The sequence below is a fragment of the Saccharothrix longispora genome (genome assembly GCF_030852425.1).
GTDB classification, from domain to species: Bacteria; Actinomycetota; Actinomycetes; order Mycobacteriales; family Pseudonocardiaceae; genus Actinosynnema; species Actinosynnema longispora.
In genome coordinates, this window is sequence record NZ_NSDM01000005.1 from 169,002 (window position 1) to 192,431 (window position 23,430).

At 74.1% G+C, this 23,430-nt stretch carries 23 protein-coding genes; 12 read left to right on the forward strand and 11 right to left on the reverse strand.

Going from position 1 to position 23,430, the window contains the following annotated elements; genetic code table 11:
* Window positions 1–83: 83 nt before the first annotated feature.
* The 5 genes from CKY47_RS13890 (at window position 84) to CKY47_RS13910 (ending at window position 4,997) form a co-directional block, all read left to right on the forward strand.
* Window positions 84–1,478: a family 43 glycosylhydrolase gene (locus CKY47_RS13890; RefSeq protein ID WP_306746178.1), complete on the forward strand. Its 1,395-nt coding sequence runs from the start codon at window positions 84–86 to the stop codon at window positions 1,476–1,478.
* Window positions 1,479–1,494: 16 nt separating this feature from the next.
* Entirely contained in the window at window positions 1,495–2,946 is a 1,452-nt protein-coding gene (locus CKY47_RS13895) for a glycoside hydrolase family 43 protein (protein ID WP_306746179.1), read from the forward strand.
* 100 nt (window positions 2,947–3,046) lie between these two features.
* Window positions 3,047–3,208, forward strand: a complete 162-nt coding sequence (locus tag CKY47_RS13900) for a hypothetical protein (RefSeq protein ID WP_306746180.1) — start codon at window positions 3,047–3,049, stop codon at window positions 3,206–3,208.
* Between the two features lie 128 nt (window positions 3,209–3,336).
* The gene (locus tag CKY47_RS13905) at window positions 3,337–4,569 is read left to right on the forward strand and encodes a cytochrome P450 (protein WP_306746181.1); all 1,233 of its coding nucleotides are present in this window, start codon (window positions 3,337–3,339) and stop codon (window positions 4,567–4,569) included.
* A gap of 182 nt (window positions 4,570–4,751) precedes the next feature.
* Window positions 4,752–4,997, forward strand: a complete 246-nt coding sequence (locus tag CKY47_RS13910) for a hypothetical protein (protein WP_306746182.1) — start codon at window positions 4,752–4,754, stop codon at window positions 4,995–4,997.
* 12 nt (window positions 4,998–5,009) lie between these two features.
* On the opposite strand, the gene CKY47_RS13915 is transcribed toward CKY47_RS13910, so the two are convergent.
* Both CKY47_RS13915 and CKY47_RS13920 read right to left on the reverse strand, forming a co-directional pair.
* Window positions 5,010–6,629 carry an MFS transporter gene (locus CKY47_RS13915; protein WP_306746184.1) on the reverse strand — a complete coding sequence of 540 codons (1,620 nt, stop codon included), beginning with the start codon at window positions 6,627–6,629 and terminating at the stop codon, window positions 5,010–5,012.
* Window positions 6,630–6,674: 45 nt separating this feature from the next.
* Window positions 6,675–8,177 carry a class I adenylate-forming enzyme family protein gene (locus CKY47_RS13920; RefSeq protein ID WP_306746185.1) on the reverse strand — a complete coding sequence of 501 codons (1,503 nt, stop codon included), beginning with the start codon at window positions 8,175–8,177 and terminating at the stop codon, window positions 6,675–6,677.
* Between the two features lie 229 nt (window positions 8,178–8,406).
* Here CKY47_RS13920 and CKY47_RS13925 point away from each other — a divergent pair, with 229 nt between their 5' ends.
* Genes CKY47_RS13925 through CKY47_RS13940 form a run of 4 tightly spaced genes read left to right on the forward strand, consistent with a single transcriptional unit; the run spans window position 8,407 to window position 13,832 of the window.
* The gene (locus CKY47_RS13925) at window positions 8,407–10,050 is read left to right on the forward strand and encodes an NAD(P)-binding domain-containing protein (protein ID WP_306746186.1); all 1,644 of its coding nucleotides are present in this window, start codon (window positions 8,407–8,409) and stop codon (window positions 10,048–10,050) included.
* The gene (locus tag CKY47_RS13930; RefSeq protein ID WP_306746187.1) at window positions 10,047–11,123 is read left to right on the forward strand and encodes an alpha-hydroxy acid oxidase; all 1,077 of its coding nucleotides are present in this window, start codon (window positions 10,047–10,049) and stop codon (window positions 11,121–11,123) included. The genes CKY47_RS13925 and CKY47_RS13930 overlap by 4 nt, the downstream gene beginning before the upstream one ends.
* Window positions 11,120–12,547, forward strand: coding sequence for a cytochrome P450 (locus tag CKY47_RS13935; RefSeq protein WP_306746188.1), 1,428 nt, complete (start codon window positions 11,120–11,122; stop codon window positions 12,545–12,547). Before CKY47_RS13930 ends, CKY47_RS13935 begins: the two co-directional genes overlap by 4 nt.
* A 13-nt stretch (window positions 12,548–12,560) precedes the next feature.
* Complete coding sequence (locus CKY47_RS13940; RefSeq protein WP_306746189.1) at window positions 12,561–13,832, forward strand: cation:proton antiporter; 1,272 nt, start codon at window positions 12,561–12,563, stop codon at window positions 13,830–13,832.
* 25 nt (window positions 13,833–13,857) lie between these two features.
* Here the strand turns inward: CKY47_RS13940 and CKY47_RS13945 are convergent, their stop codons facing one another.
* The 3 genes from CKY47_RS13945 to CKY47_RS13955 all read right to left on the reverse strand — a co-directional run bounded on the left by CKY47_RS13945 (window position 13,858) and on the right by CKY47_RS13955 (window position 16,634).
* Complete coding sequence (locus CKY47_RS13945; RefSeq protein WP_306746190.1) at window positions 13,858–14,109, reverse strand: hypothetical protein; 252 nt, start codon at window positions 14,107–14,109, stop codon at window positions 13,858–13,860.
* 80 nt (window positions 14,110–14,189) lie between these two features.
* A complete protein-coding gene (locus CKY47_RS13950) occupies window positions 14,190–15,710 on the reverse strand; it encodes an FAD-dependent oxidoreductase (protein WP_306746191.1) in 1,521 nt (506 codons plus the stop codon).
* Between the two features lie 6 nt (window positions 15,711–15,716).
* The gene (locus tag CKY47_RS13955) at window positions 15,717–16,634 is read right to left on the reverse strand and encodes an AurF N-oxygenase family protein (RefSeq protein WP_306746192.1); all 918 of its coding nucleotides are present in this window, start codon (window positions 16,632–16,634) and stop codon (window positions 15,717–15,719) included.
* A 92-nt stretch (window positions 16,635–16,726) separates the two neighbouring features.
* Between CKY47_RS13955 and CKY47_RS13960 the strand changes: the two genes are divergently transcribed.
* Together CKY47_RS13960 and CKY47_RS13965 are read left to right on the forward strand one after the other, a co-directional pair.
* Entirely contained in the window at window positions 16,727–17,086 is a 360-nt protein-coding gene (locus tag CKY47_RS13960) for a class I SAM-dependent methyltransferase (protein ID WP_306746193.1), read from the forward strand.
* A complete protein-coding gene (locus tag CKY47_RS13965) occupies window positions 17,087–17,395 on the forward strand; it encodes a hypothetical protein (protein ID WP_306746194.1) in 309 nt (102 codons plus the stop codon).
* A 57-nt stretch (window positions 17,396–17,452) separates the two neighbouring features.
* Here the strand turns inward: CKY47_RS13965 and CKY47_RS13970 are convergent, their stop codons facing one another.
* The 6 genes from CKY47_RS13970 to CKY47_RS13995 form a co-directional block, all read right to left on the reverse strand.
* On the reverse strand, window positions 17,453–17,977 hold the full coding sequence (locus tag CKY47_RS13970; RefSeq protein ID WP_306746195.1) for a GNAT family N-acetyltransferase: 525 nt from the start codon (window positions 17,975–17,977) through the stop codon (window positions 17,453–17,455).
* Window positions 17,978–18,008: 31 nt separating this feature from the next.
* Window positions 18,009–18,560, reverse strand: a complete 552-nt coding sequence (locus CKY47_RS13975; RefSeq protein WP_306746196.1) for a glyoxalase superfamily protein — start codon at window positions 18,558–18,560, stop codon at window positions 18,009–18,011.
* A 270-nt stretch (window positions 18,561–18,830) separates the two neighbouring features.
* Entirely contained in the window at window positions 18,831–19,265 is a 435-nt protein-coding gene (locus tag CKY47_RS13980) for an SMI1/KNR4 family protein (protein ID WP_306746197.1), read from the reverse strand.
* 81 nt (window positions 19,266–19,346) lie between these two features.
* Entirely contained in the window at window positions 19,347–19,529 is a 183-nt protein-coding gene (locus CKY47_RS13985; RefSeq protein WP_306746198.1) for a hypothetical protein, read from the reverse strand.
* Window positions 19,530–19,710: 181 nt separating this feature from the next.
* Window positions 19,711–21,135: a glycosyl hydrolase gene (locus CKY47_RS13990; protein ID WP_306746199.1), complete on the reverse strand. Its 1,425-nt coding sequence runs from the start codon at window positions 21,133–21,135 to the stop codon at window positions 19,711–19,713.
* A gap of 187 nt (window positions 21,136–21,322) precedes the next feature.
* Window positions 21,323–22,360: a LacI family DNA-binding transcriptional regulator gene (locus tag CKY47_RS13995; RefSeq protein WP_306746200.1), complete on the reverse strand. Its 1,038-nt coding sequence runs from the start codon at window positions 22,358–22,360 to the stop codon at window positions 21,323–21,325.
* Between the two features lie 134 nt (window positions 22,361–22,494).
* Here CKY47_RS13995 and CKY47_RS14000 point away from each other — a divergent pair, with 134 nt between their 5' ends.
* Window positions 22,495–23,388 carry a LysR family transcriptional regulator gene (locus tag CKY47_RS14000; protein ID WP_306746201.1) on the forward strand — a complete coding sequence of 298 codons (894 nt, stop codon included), beginning with the start codon at window positions 22,495–22,497 and terminating at the stop codon, window positions 23,386–23,388.
* Window positions 23,389–23,430 lie beyond the last annotated feature (42 nt).

A 23,430-nucleotide genomic window follows, 5' to 3' on the forward strand; every position in this document is an offset into this window, starting at 1 on the left:
GCCGACGGGTGCTCGACGAGTCTGGTTGTTAACGCTAACAATACGTGCCCCGCCGCCCCGACCACCGCAGATCGGAGCAGACCATGGCCCGACGAGCACGTGCCTGCGCGGTGTCGCTCCTCGTCCTCGCCGCCTCGCTCACCCTGCCGGGGACCGCCCACGCCGTCACCCTGCCCACCGGCGCGCGGTCGCTGGAGTCGGTCAACCTGCCCGGGCGGTACGTCCGGCACGCCGACTACCTGGGCCGGCTCGACGCCGTGACGGCCGCCGCTTCCGCGCAGGTCAAGCTGGACGCGACGGTCACCGTCACGTCCGGGCTCGCCTCGCCGTCGTGCCACTCCTTCCAGGCCGCCAACGGGATGTTCCTGCGCCACCGGGACTGGCGCCTGCGCCTGGAGGCGAACACGGGCACCGCGCGGTTCCGCGAGGACGCGACGTTCTGCGCCGTCGCCGGGTCGGCGACCGGTTCGGTGTCGCTGACCCCGCTCGGCCACCCGACCCGGCGGCTGCGGCACCGCGACCACGAGCTGTGGGTGGACCCGGTCCAGGACACCGCGCAGTTCCGCGCCGACAGCTCGTTCCGGCTCACCGCGCCGTGGACGCCGAAGTCCACCAGGGGGCCGGTGATCCCGGGCCTGTACGCCGACCCGCACATCGCGCACTTCGGCGGCCGCTACTACCTCTACCCGACGACGGACGGCTACGCGGGCTGGGCCGCGCCGTACTACAAGGCGTTCTCCTCCGCCGACCTGGTGGACTGGACCGACCACGGCGTCGTGCTCGACCTCCGCCCGGACGTGTCGTGGGCGGACGACTCCGCGTGGGCACCGGCCGTGGTGGCGAAGAACGGCCGGTACTACCTGTACTTCAGCGGCGGCGCGGCGTCCGGCGACACCGGGAAGCACCTGGGCGTGGCGGTGTCCGACTCCCCCACCGGCCCGTTCCGCGACGCCCTGGGCAGGCCGCTGGTCCGCGCCGGGGCGTACGCCGGGCAGGCCATCGACCCGATGGTGTTCACCGACGACGACGGGCGGTCCTACCTGTACTGGGGCAACGGGGCCGCGCACGTCGTGCCGCTGAACGCGGACATGGTGTCGTTCGACCCGGCGGCGGTGCGCACGATCACCCCGAGCGGCTACCGCGAGGCGACGTTCGTGCTCGAGCGCGCCGGCACCTACTACTTCATGTGGTCGGAGAACGACACCCGCGACGAGGACTACCGCGTCGCCTACGCGACCGGCCCGTCGCCGCTCGGGCCGTGGACCAAGCGCGGCGTCGTGCTCGGCAAGCGCCTGGAGGTCGGCGTCAAGGGTCCCGGCCACCACTCGGTGGTGCGCGCACCGGGCACCGACACCTGGTACGCGGCCTACCACCGGTTCGCCGTGCCCGCCGGCGACGGCACCAACCGCGAGGTGGCGATCGACCGCGTGGCGTTCAACGCCGACGGCACCATCGCCCCGATCGTGCCCACCCCGTGATCAAGGGAGATCACCCGTGTCACGAGCACTGACGAGGTTCGGCGCGCTGGTCGCCGCCGTGGCCCTGCTGTTCACGTCCTGGTCGGTGACGACCGCCGAACGCGCGTCGGCGGCGGAGCCGTTCACCGGCTACCTGATGGCCCACTTCACCGGCGAGCACGCGAACGGCGAGCAGCTGTACCTGGCGCACAGCCGTGACGGGCTGCGCTGGACCGACCTGAACAACGGCGCGCCCGTGCTGCTGTCCACCGTGGGCACGCGCGGTGTGCGGGACCCCGCCCTGGTCCGCTCCCCCGCGGGCGACCGGTACTGGATCATCGCGACGGACCTGCGCATCGCGAGCGGCACGTCGTGGTCGGACGCGGCGAACAACGGCAGCAAATCGTTGGTGGTCTGGGAGTCCACCGACCTGGTGAACTGGTCCGCGCCGCGCCTGCTGAACGTCGCGGGCGGCATCCCCGGCGCGGGCAACGCGTGGGCCCCGGAGGCGATCCACGACCCGACGTCCGGCGACTACGTCGTCTACTGGGCGACCAACGCGACGGTCGACGGCGTGAAGAAGCACCGGATCTACTACGCGCGCACGCGGGACTTCCGCACGGTCGGCCCACCGGTGCTCTACATCGACCGGGGCGCGGGCCAGGGCATCATCGACACCCAGATCGTCGAGTCCCCCGGCGGCGTGGGCGGGTACCGCTACTTCCGCGCCTCCGCCGACGGCCACATCACCGTGGAGGGCAGCAACTCGGTCCTGGGCTCGTGGACCACCATCGGCAACCTGTCGCACATGGGCATCTCCAACGGGGCCACCGGGGGCAACGTGGTGGAGGGTCCGATGTGGATGAAGTTCAACGGCCGGTCCGAGTGGGCGCTGTGGCTGGACCAGTACGCGACCGGCCGCGGGTACATGCCGATCACGTCGGCGAACCTGGGCAGCACGCGGAACTTCGCCACCCGCACCGACTACTCGCTGGGCGGCACGCGCAAGCGCCACGGGTCGATCCTCAACCTGACCGCCGCCGAGGAGGGCCGCGTCCTGGCCAGGTGGGGCGCCACCACGCCCGTCAACCGCATCCAGTCCTACACCCACCAGGACCGGTACGTGCGCCACTCGAACTTCGACGTGCGCATCGACCCGAACGTGAGCCCGGTGCAGGACTCGCAGTTCCGCGTGGTGCCGGGCCTCGCCGGGTCGGGGACCGTGTCGTTCCAGTCGGTCAACCACCCGGGCCACTACCTGCGGCACTACGGGTTCGACTTCGTGCTGGCCGCCGACGACGGCACGGCGACGTTCCGCGGTGACGCGACGTTCCGGCAGGTGGCCGGGCTGGCTTCGGCGTCGTGGGCGTCGTTCCAGTCCTACAACCACCCGGACCGGTACATCAGGCACTACTCGTACCAGCTGCGGCTCGACCCGATCACGGACGCGGTGGGGCGGGCGGACGCGACGTTCCGGGTGACGAGCTGATCCCCGGGCGGAAGTCGACCCGTTCGTGCCGTGGTGCTCCGGGTAGCCGCCCGGCACGGACGACGAGCGCGGGAACGCACCGGGACAGGACTACGACGACGTGAGCCGCGCCCCGCTGGACGAGCAGGCCTCGGGCCCGCTGGACGACGAGGGCGACGGCATCCCGGGGCGCAGCGACAGCGGGTCGGCGCACCCCGAGGCGAACCCGACCGGCAGCGTCGGTCTCGCCGACTACTCGAACGTCGACCCCGACAACGGCTGACGACGGCGGAAACCGGGCGTGACCCCTGCCCCGGGGTCGCGCCCGGCTCGCCGGCTGCGCATGTGGCGCGTGACCCGATCGTCGGGTGCTCCCGTTTGGCCGGCCGCCGATCGGGCACCCGGCAGTCCATGTCACGGCGAACCGCACCACTGCTGGACGAGACGGCGATCGTGGCGGCGCAGGGCTACACCTGGCTGCCCGGGCTGCGCAGGGCCGCGCCGAACGGCGTGGCCCGCACGCGGGTGCTCGGGCAGCGGGCGGTGGGCCTGTGCGGCGAGGACGCGACGCGGTTCTTCTACGACGAGGACCACGTCCGGCGGCAGACCGCGATCCCCGGCCCGGTGCAGAGCACGCTGTTCGGCCACGACGCCGTGCACACCCTCGACGGCGACGCCCACCGCCGGCGCAAGTCGTTGTTCCTGTCGGTGCTCACCCCCCACGCCGTCGCCGACCTCACGCGGTCGGTGGCGGACGCGTGGGACGCGGAGGTCGCGGCCTGGGGTTCCGGGCGGCACGAGGTGCTGTTCGACGCGGCGAGCCGGGTGCTCACCAGGGGCGTGTGCCGGTGGGCGGGTGTGCCGCTGGAGGACCGGGAGGTGGCCCCGCTCGCCCGCGACCTCACCTCGATGGTCGACGGGTTCGCCACGCTCGGCCCCCGCCACTGGCGGGCGCGGCGGGCGCGCGGCAGGCGGGAGGCGTGGCTGGCCGGGGTGGTCGAGGAGGCGCGGGCCGGCTCCGTGCCGGTTCCGCCGGGGTCGGCCCTGGAGCAGGTGGCGCGGCACCGCGACGAGCACGGCGAACCGCTCGAACCGCGCCTGGCCGCCGTGGAGCTGCTCAACGTGGTGCGCCCGACCGTCGCCGTGTGCTGGTTCGTCTCCTTCGCCGCGCACGCCCTGCACCGGTGGCCCGCGCACCGGCAGCCCCTGGCCTCCGGCGACACCGGGGCCGCCCGCGCCTCCACGCACGAGATCCGCCGCTTCTACCCCTTCGCGCCCTTCCTGGGCGGCCGGGCGGTGCGGGACCTGATGTGGCGCGGCGAGCCCATCCCGAAGGGCGCGCTGGTGCTGCTGGACGTCTACGGCCGGAACCACGACCCCGCCACGTGGGACGACCCGTACGCGTTCCGCCCGGAGCGGTTCGCGGACCGGCCGATCGGGGCGTTCGACCTGATCCCGCAGGGCGGGGGCGACCCGGCCACCGGTCACCGCTGCCCCGGCGAGGGCGCCACCGTCGGCCTGCTCGAAACCCTCGTGATGCGCCTGGCCGCGACCGACTACCGGGTGCCCGACCAGGACCTCGCCATCTCGCTGCGGCGGGTGCCCGCCAAGGTGCGCAGCGGGTTCGTCGTCGATCCTGTTTGATCCGTCGTCACTCCCGTTCGATTCGTCGCCGGTCCCGTTCGAGTGGTCCGATCACGGTTGTCCACGGCCCACGGAGCTGATCGACGATCGGGGAGGTACGTCCGATGAGCCGTGAACTGCCGTTCGACCCACCGGGACGGTTCCCCCGACGAGCCGGCCCGGATCGCCGAGGCCGTCGCCAAGTGCCCCGAGCTGTGGGAGGACGACCTGGAGCGCACCACCGAGCAGCGCACCTGCACCGACGTGTTCGCCGACGAGCACCTGGGCTTCTGGGCGAGGACCCCACCGGCGCCGGGCACGCGTACTCGCCGCTGTCGCACACCGGCCAGTACGCCGAGCACGAGGACGGCCTGCTGCACCGCACCCCCACGTCCTCCGAGGAGGAGCCCGTCCCGCACGGCGGACAGGGCGTGGCCGGCGACGCGTGAGCGCGGGCCCGATCAGGCGGCCGGCGGTGTGCCGCCGGGTCCGTCTTCGTGGGGTCCGTCCACGTGGGACCGCGCCCACAGCAGGTGGCGCACCCTCGGCGGCCCGGCGGCCAGCTCCCGGGCCGCCGCCTCCACGGCGACGTCGACGGCGGTGCCGCGTTCGAGGTGCTGGCGCAGGTGCTCGTGCCACGTGTCGACGGTGAACGCCTCCAGGTGCAGCCCGGGGTCCTCCGAGTCGCGGAACAGGCCCCACAGGGTCGCCCCGGTCCTCCGGCGGGACCGGCCGACCTTGCGCATCGCCTCGGTGAACGCCGCGACCCGATCCGCCGGGACCCGCCACTCCACGGTCACCAGCACGGGTCCGGCGGCGGTGTCGGCGATCTCCGGTGGCGCGTCCCACAGGCTCGCGGGCGAGGTGTCCACCTCCCGGTCGGTCAGCGGCAGCAGGCGGGCCGCGACGAGCACCACCAGCACCATCGCCGCGGCCGGGACGACCATCGCGGCGCCCACGCCCAGCACGCCGCCGAGCGCGCCCCACACCACCGCGCCGAACGCCTGCCCGCCCATCAGCACGAGCTGGTAGTAGGCCAGCGCGCGTGCCCTCGTCCAGGCCGGGAGCAACACCTGCGCGGTCGCGTTGAGCGTGGACAGCACGGCGATCCACGCCGCTCCCGCCACCAGCATCGCCGGGATGGCCACCGCGACCGCGGTGGTGAGCCCGGCGACCGCCGTCGACACCCCGTACGCGCAGGTCGCCACGGTGATCAGCGTGTTCTTCCCGATCCGGCGCAGCAGCCGGGGCACCACGAACGCGCCGCCGATCGCCCCGGCCCCGACACCGCCGAGCAGCACGCCGTACCCACCCGCGCCGAGGCCCAGCGGGCCGCGCGCGACGGCGGGCAGCAGTGCCCACAGCCCGCTGCCGAACACGACGAACAGCACGCACCGCACCAGGACGCGGGAGAACAGCGGCGAGCTGCGGACGTACCGCGCGCCGGTGCGCACGGCGGTGACGACGTGCTCGGCGCCCAGCGGGCGGTGGTCGGACGGCCGCCGCCACCGCCACAGCACCACCAGCACGCCGAGGAAGGACGCGGTGTTGAACGCGAACGCCGCCGCCGGTCCGGCCGCCGCGATCAGGAAGCCGCCCAGCGCCGGTCCGATCGCGCGGCCCACGTTCATGTTCACGCCGTTGAGGAGCGCCGCCTGCGGGATCTCGGCGCGCGGCACCAGCTCCGGCTGGATCGCCTGGAACGACGGCATGGACAGGGCCTGACCGGTGCCCATCAGCGCGATGAGCGCCAGCAGCGTCACCGGCGTGGCCGCACCGCTCGCGGCCAGCGCCGCCAGCGCCGCAGCGCCGGCCAGCATCATCGCCTGGCCGGACATCAGCACGCGGCGCCGGTCGAGGATGTCGCCGATCGCGCCCGACGGCACGACGAGCAGGAACACCGGCAGCGTGGTGGCCGCCTGGACCAGCGCGACCTGGAAGGTGCTGCCGCCGAGGTCGCCCATCAGCCACTGCGCGCCCACGGTCTGCGCCCACGTGCCGGTGTTGGAGGCGAACTGGGCCAGCCACAGCGCGCGGTACGCGGTGCGGCGCAGCGGTGCCCACGCGGACGGAGCGGTCATGCGGTGGCTCCGGTCACCACCGGCAGGTACCTCCCGGTCGCGCCGTCAAACCCCCCTCACCGCTTCGGGCCGGAGCGCCAGCAGCGCCCGCTTGTCCGGTTTGCCGCTGGGCGCGATCGGCACCTCCGCGACGGTCGTCACGGTCGCGGGCACGGCGTCGGGGCCCAGTTCGACGGCGACCAGGGCGCGCAGCGCGGCGCCGTCGGGCGAGGCGCCCGCGCGGGGGACGACGAACGCGTGCGCCGCTTCACCGGTGCGCTCGTCGGGCGCGCCGACGACGTACGCCTGGTCGACGTCCGGGTGCGACACGAGGACCTTCTCGATCGGGCCCACGTAGTGCAGGACCGCGTTGACGATCACCACGTCGCGGGCCCGCCCGGTCAGGTGCAGGAAGCCGTCCCCGTCGAGCCGGCCGAGGTCGCGGGTGCGGACCCAGCCGTCGCGCACGACCTCGGCGGTGCGGTCCGGGTCGCGCCAGTACCCGAGGAAGGCGTTGGCGGTGCGCACCACGACCTCCCCGGTGGCGCCCGGCGGCACGTCGGCGCCGTCCTCGTCGACGACCCGCACCTCCACCCCGGCCCACGGCCGGCCCACGGACGCGAGGGCGCCGGGGTGCCGCCGCACGTCCTCGGCGGTCAGCAGCGACACCATGCCCAGCTCGGTCTGGCCGTAGCCGTGGTGCACCACGTCGCCCAGCAGCTCGACCGCCTGGGCGAACCGGTGCGGCGCCAGCGGCGACCCGGCCACCAGCAGCACGCGCAGGGTGGTCAGGTCGTCGGGGCTCGCGGTGTCGAGGAGGCGGTGCAGCCTCGGGACGGTGAGCAGGCACGCGGTGGCGCGCAGCCGCCCGAAGTCGCGCGGCAGGTCGGGCGGCCCCTCGGGGACCACCGCCGTGCCGCCGGTGAGCAGGCACAGCGCCAGGTGCTCGAACACGACGGCGCTGGCGAGGGTGCCGAACAGCAGGAACCGGCCGTAGCCCGCGGCCAGCGCCCGCGTGCGGTCGGTCCACCGCGCCGGTTGCCACGACCAGTGCCCGGTCAGCGCGGCGTAGGTGAAGGCGGCGCCCTTGGGCACGCCGGTGCTGCCGCTGGTGGAGACCACCAGGGCCACGTCGTCCGGCCGGCCCGCGGGCACGGGGTCGTCGCCGTCGGCGGGCAGGTCGTGCTCCAGCACCACGACGCGCGCCGCCCCGGCCGCGCCGCGCAGGGCCGGGTCGTCGGTCCCGGCGTCGACCACCAGCACGTCCACGTCGCCCAGCACGTGCGGCAGGTGCGCGGGGGGCACGGCGGGCCGCACCCCGACGACGCGGCAGCCCAGCACGTGCGCGGCGACCTGGGCGGCGAGCCCTTCCGCGGTCACGCCGGTGGCGAGGGCCACGCCCCGGCCGGGTCCGGCGCCGGCGTCGCGCAGGGCGGCGGCGGTCCGCCGGACGAGGTCGAGCAGTTCGCCGCGGGTGGTGGTGCGCGGGCCGCGCTCGACCGCGGGGGCGGCCGGGTCGCGGGCCAGTTCGTCGAGCAGCGCCTGGGGGAAAACGGACTCTTCCGACATGGGGCCTCCGAATCTCCGGACGACTCACTACCACCCGGCCGGGCGATTCGGCGGAATCGACAGCGTCTCGACATCCAGTGCGACCGTTCGGAGCACGATTACTGTTCCTCCATGAGAATTCGGACTACCCCAAAAGTAGGTGACCCAGATCACATTGAGCATTTCCCAAGACGTTGTTTAAGTCTCAACCAGCCGCCGAAAATGCCCGTCGGACGAGAGGAGCATTCCGGTGCCCAGCACGGAGGAGTTCGAGTACCTGGTGATCGGCGCGGGTCCGGCGGGGTTGCAGGCCGGGTATTTCCTCGCCCGCGCCGGGCGCAGCTACCTGGTGGTGGAATCGGGTGCGGCGCCCGGGACGTTCTTCACCCGCTTCCCCCGGCACCGCACGCTGATCTCCAGCAACAAGGTGCACACCGGGTGGGACGACCCGGAACTGCGGCTGCGCATGGACTGGAACTCCCTGCTGTCCGAGGAGCGGGCGCCGCTGTTCACCGCGCGCACCCCGCGCTACTTCCCGCCCGCCGACGAGATGGTGGGCTACCTGGCCGACTTCGCGGCCGCCCACGACATCGCCGCCCGGTACGACACCCGGCTCGTCGAAATCACCCGACCCGACCTCTTCGAGGCCCGTGACCAGCACGGGAACACCTTCCGGGCGAAGCGGCTCATCGTCGCCACCGGCGTCTCGCTGCCCAACGTGCCCGACTTCGAGGGCGCGGAGCTGGCCGAGCGCTACGACACGGTCACCACCGACCCCGCCGACTTCACCGACCAGCGGGTGCTCATCGTCGGCCGGGGCAACTCCGCGTTCGAGACCGCCGACAACCTGATCGAGACCGCCGCGGTCATCCACGTGGCCGGCGCGGGCTCGCTGCGCCTGGCGTGGCGCACCCACTTCGTCGGCCACCTGCGCGCGGTGAACAACAACTTCCTCGACACGTATCAGCTCAAAACGCAGAACGCGGTCCTCGACGGTCGGGTGAAGCGGATTCGACGGGATGTCGACGGCTACCACGTGCAGGTCGTGTTCGAACGCGTGGACGAGGTCGTCAAGGAAATCCGCTACGACCGGGTCATCCTGGCCACCGGATTCCGGTTCGACGCGTCGATCTTCGCCCCCGAGTGCCGTCCGCGACTCACCATCGACGATCGTTTCCCGGCCCAGACCGAGACCTGGGAGTCGGTGGACGTGCCCGATCTGCACTTCGCCGGGACGATCACCCAGGTCCGCGACTTCAAGAAGTCGACCAGCGGTTTCATCCACGGTTTCCGCTACGGCGTGCGCGCCCTGCACCGCATCCTGGAGCAGCGCCACCACGGCGTCGACTGGCCCACCACCGACCTCGGCGACCAGGTCGGCGCGGCCGTGGACGAGGTGGTCCGCCGGGTCAACACCAGCTCGGCGCTGTGGCAGCAGTTCGCCTTCCTCGGCGACGTGCTGCTGGCCGGGCCGGACGGGCGGCTGCGCTACGCGGAGGAACTGCCCGTGGACCACGCGCGGGTCGCCGTGCCGCGCGGGGACTTCGGCGAGGTCGCCGCGCACGCCGTGATCACCCTGGAGTACGGCGAGGACCACGACGCGGTCGATCCGTTCGACGTCACCGCCGGCCGCAAGTCCCAGGACGACGTGCAAGGGCTCGACGGCCGCTACCTGCACCCGGTGGTGCGGGTCCACCGGGGCGGCGAGATCGTCGGCGAGCACCACATGACCGAGAACCTGGAGAACGAGTGGGACGGCGAGGCCGTGCACCGCGCCCCGCTGCGCGCCTTCCTGGAGTCCCACTTCGGCTCGCCCGTCGCGGACCCGCCCGTCGCGGACTCCCCCGGCGCGGACTCCCCCGGCGTGGACTCCCCCGGCGTGGTCCGGGCGTGACCGGGGTGCTCGCCGCCGCGCGCGACCGGGCGCGCGACGTGCTCGACCCGGCGTTCCACGACTACGTCGCGGGCGGCGCCGGGCGGGAGCGGGTGGTGGCAGACAACGAGCGCGCCTTCGACCGGCTCGCGCTGCTGCCGAGGGTGCTGCGCGGCAGCGCCGTCCGCGACACCGCCGTCGACCTGCCCGGCGCGCCCGGCGCGGCGCCGGTGCTGGTCGCGCCGACCGCGTTCCACCGCCTCGCCCACCCGGACGGCGAGCTGGCCACCGCGCGGGCCGCCGCACGCACGGGCGTCGTGCTGGTCACCGGGATGGCGGCCACCACGGCGGTCGCCGAGGTGGCCGCCGCCGCCCGCGCCGCGGACCCCGGCGCCGCCGTGTGGTTCCAGCTCTACCTCCAGCCCGAGCCCGAGGTCACCGAGTGCCTGGTGCGCCGCGCCGAGCGCGCCGGGTGCACCGCCCTGGTGGTCACCGTCGACTCGCCGGTGTTCGGGCGGCGCGAACGGGACCTGCGCAACGGCTTCACGGACCTGCCGCCCGGCTACGCCGCGGAGAACATGCGCGACCTGCCCGGCGGACCGCCGGGCCGCACCCGGGACATCGCCATGTCGCCCGCGCTGTCCTGGGACGACCTGGCCCGGCTGCGGGAGGCGACGGCGCTGCCGGTCCTGCTCAAGGGCGTGCTGCACCCCGCCGACGCGCGCCTGGCCGTGGAGCGCGGCGCGGACGGGGTCGTGGTGTCCAACCACGGCGGGCGGCAGTGCGACGCCGTGCCCGCCGCCGTGGACGCCCTGCCCGCCGTGGTGGCGGCGGTCGACGGGCGGGTGCCCGTGCTGCTCGACGGCGGGGTGCGGCGCGGCACCGACGTGGCCGTGTCGCTGGCGCTGGGCGCGACCGCGGTGGGCGTCGGCCGGCCCGTGGTGTGGGGCCTCGCGGCCGGTGGCGAGGCGGGCGTGCGGCAGGTGCTGGAGGAACTGCTGGACGAGTACGACCACGCGCTCGCGCTGTGCGGGGCGCGCGGCAACGCCGACCTGGCCCCGGACCTGGTGGTGCGCCGCGGCGGTGCGCGGTGAGGGCGCTCCCCCTGCTGGCCGCCGCGGCCGCGGTGCTCAGCGCGCCCCGGTGGCTGCCTCGGCGCGTCGTGGCGCTGCGCGTCAAGGTCTTCGAGCTGGTCAACGGCGACCACGTGGTGGTGCTGCCGAACGACCGGCACGGGCCCGAGGTGTTCGAGCGCGTCTACGCCGACCCGGCCGCCAACGGCCGCAGCCGCGGCGCGGGCCTGTCCGACCTGTTCTGGTACTGGCTCTCCCCCGGCCCCGAGGTGCACCAGGAGCACCTGGAGGACGGCCCGCGCTACGACGACGTCGCGCGCACCACCCGCCGGATCGTCGCGGGCGCGTCCGGGCCGCTGGCCGAGGCCGCCGCGCGCGCCACGTCCGCCGCGCTGGACGCCCTGCCCGACGACCGGGTGAGCCTGGTGCGGCTGCGCGACCTGGTGATGCCGGTGTGGGCGACGTACTTCCACGAGCTGGTGTTCCGCGAACCGTGCCCGCCGCACGCCCGCGACCTGATCGTGGGCCACGCCCACGACGTCGTCACCTCGCTCAAGTGCACCGGCCTGCGCCACCCGCGCCGCCGGGCCCGCCTCACCCGCTACCTGGCGGCCCGGGTCGAGGCGGGCGACGTGCCGCACGACCTGCCCGCGTCGCTGGGCACGGCCGAGCGGGTCCACTACCTCCAGGGCACGTTCTTCAACACCGCCGTGGTGCAGATGTCCGAGGCGACGGCCCACCTGCTGCTCGCGATCGCCCGGCACCCCGACGTGCAGCGGCGACTGGTGGACGACCCCGACGACGACCGCTACCTCGACCACGTGCTGGACGAGGTGCTGCGGATGTACCCGCTGTTCGGCATCGCCCACCGCGTCACCACCGGCGAGGTGCGGCTGGACGAGGAGACGTCCCTGCCCGCCGGGGCGGTGGTGTGCTTCAGCTACCCGGACTACCACGCCACCGGCTACGACCGGCCCGACGAGTTCGACCCCGACCGCTGGGAGGCGCTGTCCGCCCGGGACGCCCACCACATCCCGTTCGGGGTGGCGGCCAACCGCCCGTGCCCGGCGTGGCGGTTGGCGCCGCTGGCGCTGCGCGCCTGCGCCCGCGAGGTGCTGCGCCGCTTCCACCTGGAGACCACCGCCTCGCACACCAGGTCCATCCCGCACCGGGCGCCGTGCCTGCTCGTGCCGCGGGGGGCCGCGCCGGGGCCGGGCGTGCTGCCGGCGCTGCGGCTGTTCGTGCGGCTGCGCGACGCGTGGGAGGACGTGGCGCGAAGCCTGGCGCAGCTCGTGCTGGGCACCGCGATGGTGCTCGACGCCCGCCGCCTGCGCCTGGCGGGCCGCTACTTCGACCGCGCCGACGCCCCCGCCGCTGCCCCCGCCACCGACGCCCCCGCCGCTCCCGACACCGACCACGTCGGGCGCTGCCCGCTGGTCCCCTGATCCTGGAGGCGCGTTGACCCCCACCGAACTTGCCCCCGCGTTCTTCCTCGCGGTCGTGGTCGTCCTGTTCACCTGCCGCCTCGTCGGCCGGCTGCTGCGCGCCGCGGGCCAACCGCCCGTGGTCGGCGAGATGGTCGCCGGCGTCGTGCTCGGCCCCTCGGTCCTGGGCGCGCTGCTGCCAGACGTCGAGGCCGGGCTGTTCCCCACCGAGCTGCGCCCGGTCCTCTACGTCGTGGGGCAGATCGGCCTCGTGGCGTTCATGTTCCGCGCGGGCTGGGAGTTCCGCCTCGACCGGGTGCGCGGCGTGGCCCGGCCCGCCGGGCTGATCTCGCTGGCGGGCATCGTGGTGCCGCTGCTGCTGGGCGGCGCGCTGACGTGGTTCGCCGACGGCCGCGCCGACGTGTTCCCCGACGACGTGCCGCTGGCGGTGTCCGCGCTGTTCGTCGGGGTGGCCCTGGCCATCACCGCGTTCCCGATGCTGGCGCGCATCATCACCGAGCGCGGCCTCCAGGAGACCCGCTTCGGCGCCCTCTCGCTGGGCGCGGGCGCGGTGGACGACGCGGTCGCCTGGGTGCTGCTGGCCGGGGTGCTCGGCATGGCCACCGGCGACGCCGGTCCGGTGGCCATCGCGTTGGGCGGTTCGGTGCTGCTGCTCGGCGCGCTGGTGCTGGTGCTGCGGTCGCGGGGGCACGCCGTGCGGCTGGCCGAGCGGCTCACCCCGGAGAACCTGCTGCTGGTCGTGGTGGCGGTGCTGTTCGTCGCCGCCTGGTACACCGACACGATCGGCCTGTACGCCGTGTTCGGCGCGTTCAGCCTCGGCGTCGTGTTCCCGCGCTCGGAGCGGCTGGACCGCGCGGTGGGCGCGCTGACGCCGGTCGGCGCGCTGTTCCTGCCCCTGTTCTTCACCTACTCGGGGCTGAACACCGACTTCGCGCTGCTGGGCAGCGGGTCGCTGCTGCTGTTCACCGCGGCGTGCGTCGCCGTGGCGATCCTGGGGAAGTTCGGCGCCTGCTGGCTGGCCGCGCGGGCGGCGGGCGAACCGCGGTCGGTGGCGCTGCGGGTGGGGGCGCTGATGAACGCCCGCGGCCTCATGCAGCTCATCGCGCTCAACGTGGGGCTCGCGGCGGGCATCGTCACCCCGGCGCTGTTCAGCGCCCTGGTCGTGGTGGCCCTGGTGACGACCACCATGGCGACACCGGTGCTCTCGCTGTTCGACCGCCTGGACCGGCGGCGCGACCGCGGGGACCTGACCGAACGGGCGACCGCCACACCCGAGTCGGTCTGACCGGGGTCGGCGTGCGGGCGGCGGTTCAGGCGACCGGGCGGTGCTCGGCGTCCTGCCAGTCCGACCGCGCGTCGACCGGCGGCAGGAACCCGACGAACCGGGACCTGCGGGCCAACCGCCCGTAGGCGTCGCCGATCGCCTGCCGCACCACGTCGTGGTCGACGCGTTCGCCGAAGCGCCGGGCCACCTCCTCGGCCGCCTTGTCCAACTGGGCCTCGACGCCGGTGTTCACCTCTCGGGGGGCGCTCGCACCGTGCCCCGGCAGCTCGCTCGTCACGGGTTCCTCCATCGCGAAGACGGCTCGGTTCCTGCCCCACGGGTACCCGTGGGGCAGGACGTCGCAACCCCCGTGGCCGGTCAGCCCTTCCGGCGGAGCCGGGAGGCGAGCACGGTGAGCAGCGGCGGGCGCCTGGTCCGCACCGGCAGCCGGCCGGCGGCGACGTCGGCCAGCAGCGTGCCCACCGTCTCGGCGGCGTCGGCCCGGTTCGCGCCGATGCCGCCGGACGGGCCGCGCTTGGCCCACCCCACGACGTAGGCCCCGGTCCGCCCCGCGACGCGCCCACCGGTGTGCGGGACCGTGCCGGTGACCTCGTCGAACGGCAGGCCCGGCAGCGGGGTGCCGCGGTAGCCGACCGCCCGCACCACCCGGCCGGCGGCGATCTCCACGTCGCCGTCGGGACCGGTGACGCGCAGCCCCCGCACCTCCGCGTCGCCGACGACCTCCAGCGGCGCGGAGTGGAAGCGGAGCACGATGCGCCGCGTGCCCCGAGGGGGCGGTGCGGACCAGTCGACTGCCTCCCGCGCGACGCCCCGGAGCAGCCCGGCCTTCCCGGTTGGCGCGGCGGCGTCGATCGCGGCGGCCGTGCGCGGGTCGTGCGCGTCGACCACCACGTCCAGGTCGTCGCGCCCGAGCAGCGCCAGCAGCTCCGGCCTGGTGTACGCGGCGACGTCCGGGCCGCGCCGGGCGAGCAGCACGACCTCGCGCACCTTCCCCGACCTCAGCCGGGCCAGCGCCCCCGGCGCGATGGCCGTGCCCTCCAGGGTGGCGGGGTCGGCGGTGAGGATGCGCGCCACGTCGAGCGCGACGTTGCCGGTGCCCACCAGGACCACCCGCTCGGCCGACGGGTCCACCGCGTCCGCCGGCACGTCGGGGTGCCCGTTGTACCAGGCCACCACGGTCGTCGCGGCGAGGCTGCCGGGCAGCTCCTCGCCGGGGATGCCGAGCGGGCGGGCCGCGGCGGCGCCCACGGCGTAGACCACGGCGTCGTGCCGCGCCGCCAGCTCGTCGGCGGTGACGTCCCGCCCCACCTCGACGCCCAGCCGCAGCCGGAGCCGGGGGTGGGTGTGGAAACGCGCGAACACGTCGCCGATCTTCTTCGTCGACGGGTGGTCGGGCGCGACGCCGTACCGCACGAGGCCGCCCGCGACGGGCAGCCGGTCGATCAGGGTGACCCGGGCGTTGGTGTGCAGCAACAGGTCCTCGACGGCGTACATGCCGGCGGGGCCGGTGCCGACCACCGCCACGTCCAGCGGCTCCAGGTCGCCGGGAATGGTGCGGTCGAACACCGGCGGCGCCCACCGGTGGAAGTTCGGCGAGGGGTCCGCCGCCTCCGCGATCACGTCCCGGTCGGCGTAGTGCTCGGCGTTGATCCGGGCGTAGGGCTCCATCGCCGCGCTCAGCGCGTCCACCGGGAAGATCGCGTCGACCGGGCACGCGTCCGCGCACGCGCCGCAGTCGATGCACGCGCGCGGGTCGACGTAGAGCATCTCGGTGGTGCCGAAGTCCGGCTCGTCCGGTGTGGGGTGGATGCAGTTGACCGGGCAGACGGCGACGCAGGACGCGTCGTTGCAGCAGGTCTGGGTGATCGCGTAGGCCATGGGGCGTCAGATGAGGTTCGCGCGCTTGTAGAACACCAGGGACGCCTTGGTGAGCAGCCCGCACGAGTCGAGGAACTCCATCAACCCGGCGCAGCTGGACCGCAGCATCGACTTGTGGTGCTCGTTGGCCCTGGCCTCGCGGATCGCGCGGGCGGGGTCGAGCCCGGCGTTGGCGTAGACCGCGTCGTTGACCATGCTGGTGACGATGGCGTACGACGCGCCGGCCACGACGACGGCGTTGACCTGCTTGCGCAGCCACCCGGCGCCCTTGAGCCGCTCGCGGGTCTCGTCGCGGGCGAACTTCATGTGCCGCGACTCCTCGACCACGTGGATGTTGTTGATGGTGCGCACGAAGGGCGCCACCCGCTCGTCGCGCATCCAGTCGCGCTGCATGACGTCCAGCACCTCTTCCGCCACCAGGATGGCGGCGTAGGCGGCCTCGCCGAAGGCGACGGTCTTGAAGGCCCGCCCCAGTTCGACCACCAACCGGCGCGGCCGGTACGCGGGCGCCCGCAGCTTCGCCGCGCCGCGCGCGAACATGATCGAGTGCCGGCACTCGTCGGCGATCTCCGTCAGCGCCCACTGGAACGCGGGGTCCGTCGGGTCCTTGGCGTAGAAGTCCCGCAGCACCATCTGCTGGAGGATCATCTCGAACCAGATCCCGGTGCTCGCCACGGACGCCGCCTCCTGGCGGGTCAGCTCGCGCTGCTGCCCGGGGGTCATCTCGTCCCAGTAGGACGTGCCGTACAGGGTGCTCCACTCCGGGCTCGTGCCGTGGTGGTCGGTGTCGAGCGGCGTCTCCCAGTCGACCTCCTGGACGGGGTCGTAGGACAGCTGCTCCGACGAGTCCAACAACCTGCGCGCGACGGCCTGGCGGTCGGACCGGTCCGCGCTCGCGCGGTCGTGGGTGTCGACGCTGGTCATGTGGGGCTCCCTGAGGACGATGGCCTGCGGTCCGTTCCTGTTACCCAAGATTACTGTTACTTATGGTTACACACAAGTGCGCCCGGTCGGAAATGCGGGCGCACCGGACGCCCACCTGCTCGACCTGGGCCGCGGGGAGGGACGCGTGGCTGCCGCGCGCCCTCCAGGCGCACGACGCCGCGACCGCCGTGGACGTCGGCATCTCCGACGCCGGGTTCGACCGCACGCACGCCGAGGCGCTCCGCTGCGGCGTCGCCGACCGGCTGGAACCCGTGCGCCACGACGTGACGACCTACCGCCCGACCCGCCGCGCCGACGTGGTGCTCGGCGTCGGCGCGGCCTACGCGTTCGGTGCCCTGCTCCCCGCCCTCGCCGCCGCCCGGGAGCACCTCGCGGCCGACGGCGTCCTCGTGCTCGGCGACTGCTTCCGGGAGCGCGAACCGTCACCGTAGGTGCGCGCGGAGGTCGAGGCCGGGCCGCAGGGGTCCACCGACCTGGCCTCGACCGTCGCGTCCGTCGTGGCCGACGGCTGGACGCCGGTGCACGGGCACGTGGGCACGCTCGCCGAGTGGGACGAGTACGAGTGGAGTTGGACCGGCTCGCTCGCGCGGTGGGCGCTCGACCACCCCGACCACCCGGACCACCGGCAGGCGCTGGAGGCGTCGGCCGCGCACCGGACGGCCCGGCTCGGCGGCTACCGGGGCGTGCTCGGCTTCGTCGTGCTGGTGCTGCGGCCGACACCCCGGGGTGTCGGGGGTTGACGGACGGCACCGGCCGGCGGCCCGCCCCGGGACCGGGTCGGACCCGTGCGCCCGGGGTTACCCGCCGGGGCGTTCGAGCACCGAGTACACCAGGGCGCCGACCGCGTGGTGCGGCACGAACCCGAGCTTCCCCAGCAGCCGCCCCGACGCCGTGTTGGCCCGGTCGTGACGGGCGACGAGGCGGTCGGCGAGCCCGCGGGCGAACAGCGCGTCGACGACCGCTCCGGCGGCCTCGGTCCCGTACCCGCGCCCCCAGGCGGCCGGGGCGACCCAGTACCCGATCTCCACCGCGGGCACGCCGATGCCCGACTCCCCGACCGACCGCTCGTTCACCGAGACCAGCCCGACGGACGCGCCCGGCGCGTCGAGCACCGCCAGCCAGCCGAACCCCGATCGCCGCCAGTGCTCCAGCGCGGCCTCGTGCTTGGCCGCCACGGTCGCGTCGTCCCACGGCGTGCCGTCGCCGACGTACCGCACGACCTCGGGCAGCGCGGCGAGCGCGCGCAGCCCCTCCAGGTGCTCCGGCGCCCACCGGCGCAGTTCGAGCCGCTCGGTGCGCGCCCACGGGCTGTTCGCGATCACGGGACCATTGACGCACGTCCGGCGTGCCGCGTCAGCCCCTGCCGGCGATCACCATCACCGACGCCCCGGGTCCGGCGGGCTCGTGGAAGGTGATCCGGTTGCCGAAGGGGTCGGGCACGGTCATGTCCCGGCCCCACGGCTGCGGTTCGACGCCGGGGCGCAGCGGGTAGCGGGTGGCGTGCAGCTCGGCGTGCAGGCGGGTCAGGTCGGAGACCGCGACGCGCACCGCCGAGCCGGGGGTGGCGTCGCCGTGGTGCTCGCTCAGGTGCAGCACGCAACCGCCGCGCGAGACCTGCCGGTACAGCGGCAGGCCGCCCTCGAAGCGGTGCTCCCAGTCGACCCGGAAACCGAGGTAGTCGCAGTAGAACGCGTGCGCCTGGTCACCGGGGAAGGTGCGCAGGACGGGTACCAGCAGCGGACCGGCGGGTGCGGACAGTGCCGCGTGGCGGGTGTTCCAGTCGCGGTGGCCGAGCTGGTGCGCGACCAGTTCCAGCGCCCGGGAGTGGGTGATGGCGGTGCCCGAGGCCGCGAGCCCGGCTCGCAACCGGCGCGCCATCGCCTTGGCGTCGTCGACGGTGGTCATGGTCCGGCTTCCTCCAGCGGCGGTCGCCGGCGGGTCCCCGCGTTGCCGCGGCCTGCCACTGGTCACTGGACCGGGGTCGGCTGCCTGTCCCACCGGGCGTTCACCAGTGCGCGGAGGGCGGGCCGCCCGGAGCCCACCCCCACGATACCCGCGTGTCGTACGTCCAGGCCGCGCGAGTCGTACGTCCAGGCCGCGCGAGTCGTGCGTTCGCGCCGCGCGAGTCGTGCGTTCGCACCAGGCGGGTCCACGAGCGGCATCCCGGAGCGGCTTTCAGCCAGGGGTCAAGCCGTCCAGGAACTCCACCCAGCTCTCCCCGACCGGCGTCACGTTGTCCTCGGCGGGCGGCAGGCCGTCATCCGCTTGCCCCTCGTGGTCCCAGAACCACACCGAGCCGCGATCGCCCGGTCGCAGCGAGATGCCGAAGAGGTTGCCCGCACCGTCGTCGGCAACCGGCAACAACCACGGCGGCACCCGATCCCGGTAGGTGTCCAGGCTCTCCCACGTGCCCACGCAGCGGGACGTCCCGCCCAAGCTGAAGATCGAGTCGACTCCGCGGTCGTTCTCGTCGAGTTGACCACCGTCCTGCTCCAACAGGTAGTCGCGGTACCGGTCGGGCAGGGCGTGACCGATCCGCTCCTCCAGCCGTGCGATCAGTTCGGGGTCGACCGGCGGTTCGCGGTGGAGGTACCCGACCGGCACGCTCATCCTCTTCCTCCCAGGGGCCGCACTCCGGAACGCCACCCGCACCACGTCATCCTGCACCAGTCGACCGGGTGGGTCGGGGCTTCAGCGGTCGGGGGGCCGGTGCCGGCGCTTGTCGACCGCGCGCATGACGACTCCCCCGAGGAGCAGGACCACTCCTCCTGCCAGGACCGCCGGGAGCGCACCGGGGGCCTCGTCCCGGAAGGCGACCGAGAGGACCAGCGTGGTCAGCCAGAACGCTCCCGACAGCAGACGCGTAACGGCCATCGGCCATCCTTCCCGGGTTCGCATCGTCCACGTCCCGCCGGTGCCGGGCGGGAGGAGGACACTCGTTCGTCCCGGTGACCACGTGCACCTGGTCGTCGATCCGGGCCGGCTCCACGGCAGCGCCCCTCGTCCACCTGCCGGTGTGCGGCGAGCCGGTCGGCGCGGCCCGCCGCACACCGGCTCAGGCCGGGGTGCTCCACCTCTGCCAGGCGTTGGCGTTGCAGTCCCAGACGTGCAGGCGGGTGCCGGCGGCGGTGTTCCCGCCGGGCACGTCGAGGCACCGGCCGGACTGCTGGTTGCGCAGCTGTCCACTCTGGACCTGCCACCGCTGCGCGCCCGAACCGTTGCAGTCCCACAGCTGCACGGGCGTGCCGTTGGCCGTGCCCTGCCCCGTCACGTCCAGGCACTTGCCCAGCGCGCGGAACGTGCCGTCGCCGCCCGCCGTCCACGTCTGCGCCGCCGTGCCGTTGCAGTCCCACAGCTGCACGGGTGTGCCGTTGGCCGTGCCGGCGCCGGCGACGTCCACGCACTTGCCGCCCGAGCCGGTGATCGGGCCGCCGCGCGCCGTGCCGCCGGGAATGGTGAACTCGCCCTGGTTGAGCACGCGGGGGTGGAAGTAGCCGGCCTGGATCTCGGCGTTGGAGTTGTTGCCGCGCAACTGCTCGGACCAGACCATGAAGTAGGACCAGCGGGTCTGGCCGTCCAGCAGGGACGCGTTCGGCACCTTGCCCATCTCGGCGATCGCGATGGGCTTGCCGCCCGCGATGGCCTGCACCTGCTGGTAGTCGGCCTGGCTGGGGTACGGCTTGTACCAGACGTCGAGCGACACCACGTCCACGTACTGCGCGCCCGGGTAGTAGGCCGCCCAGTCGCCGGCGGGGTTGTCCTGGACGTTCCACACCCAGATCAGGTTGTCCAGGCCCTTGCCGGCCAGGTGGTCCCGCGTGATCCGGAACAGCTTCGCGCCGCCGTCCGGGCCGGGCCGGTTGCCCCACCAGTTCCACGACTCGTTCATCTCGTGCAGCGGGCGGAACAGCACCGGGACGCCCGCGGCCTTGAGCTGCTGGAGGTAGGGCACGACCTCGTCCAGGCGGCGCTTCCACGCGGCGTTGAGCGCGGTGCCGTCGGTGACGACCTCGGCGAACTGCCGGTCGCTGATCCGCGTCTTCACGCCGCCGTCGAACTGGCAGCCGCTGCCACCGGTGGGCGTGCACACGTGCCAGGTCAGGGCGACCAGGGAGCCGTTGGCCCACTCGGTCTTGGCCTGGTCCACGACGCGCTGCCGGTTGGCGACGTCCTCGGGGCGGAACATCAGGTCGCCGCCCCACAGGCCGGGGTACTGACCGGTGATGTCCTTGACCTGCTGCGTGTACTGGCCCGGCAGGTTCGCGGGTTCCTTGTTGTGCTGCCCGGAGATGGTGTTGCGGCCGGTGATGGACGCCAGGTGGTCGATCACGGCCTGCCTGGTCGAGGCGGGGAACGCGGAACCCTGCGGCGTGATCGCCACCGCGAGGCCGAACGCGGTCAGCAGGGCGAGCAGCGCGGCCGGGACGCGCCGGGGGACGGGGTGCACGGTGTTCTCCTCTTGTCGGACGTGCCGGGGCATGACCGGACGATCCGGAGCAGGGTTGAGGTTGAACGCTCCACCTGGCCCGCGCGCACCGTTCGACAGGGATTTCCCCTGTGCACACCGGACAAGACAGGTCTGGACAAGACAAAAGTAGGTGTCTCGCATCACACTGTCAAGACCATCTACTAAAACGCACTAGTGCCGGTCACAGCCGAAACCCCGCTCATCGGCGGGGCGGCGCCGTGGAACCGCGGGGGACGAGGCTCGGCACGTGCGCGCGGTGTGCCGGGGGCGTCACCCCTGCCATCACGTCGAACAGCGTCCCGGCCGCCTGCGCGCCGAACGAGAACACGTCGTGCCGCATCGCCGACAGCGTCGGGCGCGTGAGCTGGCACAGCTGGGAGTCGTCCCACGCCAGCAGGGACAGGTCACCGGGCACGGACAGGCCGAACTCCGCCGCCACTCCCAGCGCCGCGACGGCCATCACGTCGTTGTCGAACACGATCGCCGTGGGCCGTTCGCTCTCCAGCAGCAGGTTCCGACACGCCCGGCTGCCCTGGTCGGCGGAGAAGTCGGCCACGACGGTGCGCGCCTCCAGGCCCAGCCGGCGGGAGACCTCGGTGAACGCGTCCGTGCGGATGGCGCTGTGCCCCAGCTCGACCGGCCCGCTGACCCGCGCGACGCGCCGGTGCCCCAGCGCGGCCAGGTAGCGCACGGCCTCCTCGACGGCGGCGGCGTCGTCCGTCCACACCGAGGTGAACGGCCCGGCCAGGCTCGGGTGCCCCACCACCACCGCGGGCAGCCCGATCGAGGCCAGCGCGTCGATGCGCGGGTCGTCCACGCGCAGGTCGACCAGGACGCAGCCGTTGACCCGCCCGCCCTGCCACCACTCGCGGTGGACCTCGACCTCGCCGTCGCCCTCCACCAGCCGCAGCAGCAGCGAGCACGACCGGCGGACGAGCACGCTCTCGATGCCGGAGATGAACTCCATGTAGAACGGCTCCAGCCCGAGCATCCGCGCCGGGCGCGCGATGACCAGCCCCACCGTGTGCACGGCGCGACCGGCCAGGGACGACGCGGCAAGGTTGGGCCGCCACCCCAGCTCCCGCGCGGCCTCCAGGATGCGCTCGCGCGTGGACGCCGACACGCCGGGCTTGTCGTGCAGCGCGATCGTCACCGCCGAGGGCGACACACCGGCCCGCGCGGCGACGTCCTTGATGGTCGCCCTGCGCGCCCCGCCCACCGCGTCGACCCGTTCCACGTGCGGCAACCTACCAGCGCGCACCTGCCGACTGTACCGTTCCAGCACGGGTGGTTCCGCCGACGCGGGTGGCGAGCGCGGAGTGCCGTCATGCGCATCCGATCAGAACGGGCGCGGATTGATACCTTCCGGGCATGGCGTTCACGCTGGAGCAGCTGCGCGGGTTCGTCGCGGTGGCCGATGAGCTGCACTTCGGTCGGGCCGCCGCGCGCCTGAAGATGACCCAGCCGCCGTTGAGCAGGCAGATCCAGAAACTGGAACGCGCGGTCGGCGCGCAGCTGCTGGTCCGGGACAACCGCAGGGTGACCCTCACCGCCGCCGGCCGGGTCTTCCTGGCGCAGGCGCGGCGGCTGCTGGTGCTGGCCGACGCCGCCCCCGAGCAGGCGCGCCGGGTGTCGTCGGGCTCCAGCGGCCTGATCCGCGTCGGGTTCACCGCCGCCTCGGCCTACGGCGTGCTGGGCACCCTGCTCAACCGGCTGTCCGCCGAGCTGCCGGACCTCGACGTCGACCTCGTCGAGATGGTGACCCGCGAGCAGGTCGCCGGCCTGCTCGACGAGGAGGTCGACCTGGGACTGGCGCGCCCGCCGTTCGACCACGCCACGTTCGGCTCGCGCCTGCTGCACCGGGAGGCGCTGCTCATCGCCGCGCCCACCGGACACCGGCTGCTCGGTGCGGGGCCGTTGGTCACGGCCGCCGACGTGGCGTCCGAGCCGGTGGTCATGCACTCGCCCACGAAGGCGCGCTACTTCCACGACCTCGTGGTGGGGGCGGTGCCGATCGCGCGCGGGAACACCGTGCACGCGGTGAGCCAGGTGCTCACGATGCTGTGGCTGGTGGCGGCGGGCCGGGGTGTCGCGTTCGTGCCGGAGTCCGCGGCGCGGCTGTCCATCGAGGGCGTGGGGTTCGTGCGTCTGGCCACCGCCGTGCCCGAGCCGGTGGAGTTGCACCTGCTGTGGCTGCGCGCGTCGGCCAACCCGGCGCTGTGGCGGGTGCTGGGAGCGCTGGAGGACCACGCGCCGCTGCCGTGACGTCCGGTCGGCTGATACCGTCAAGGTATTGAGCAATGCGGA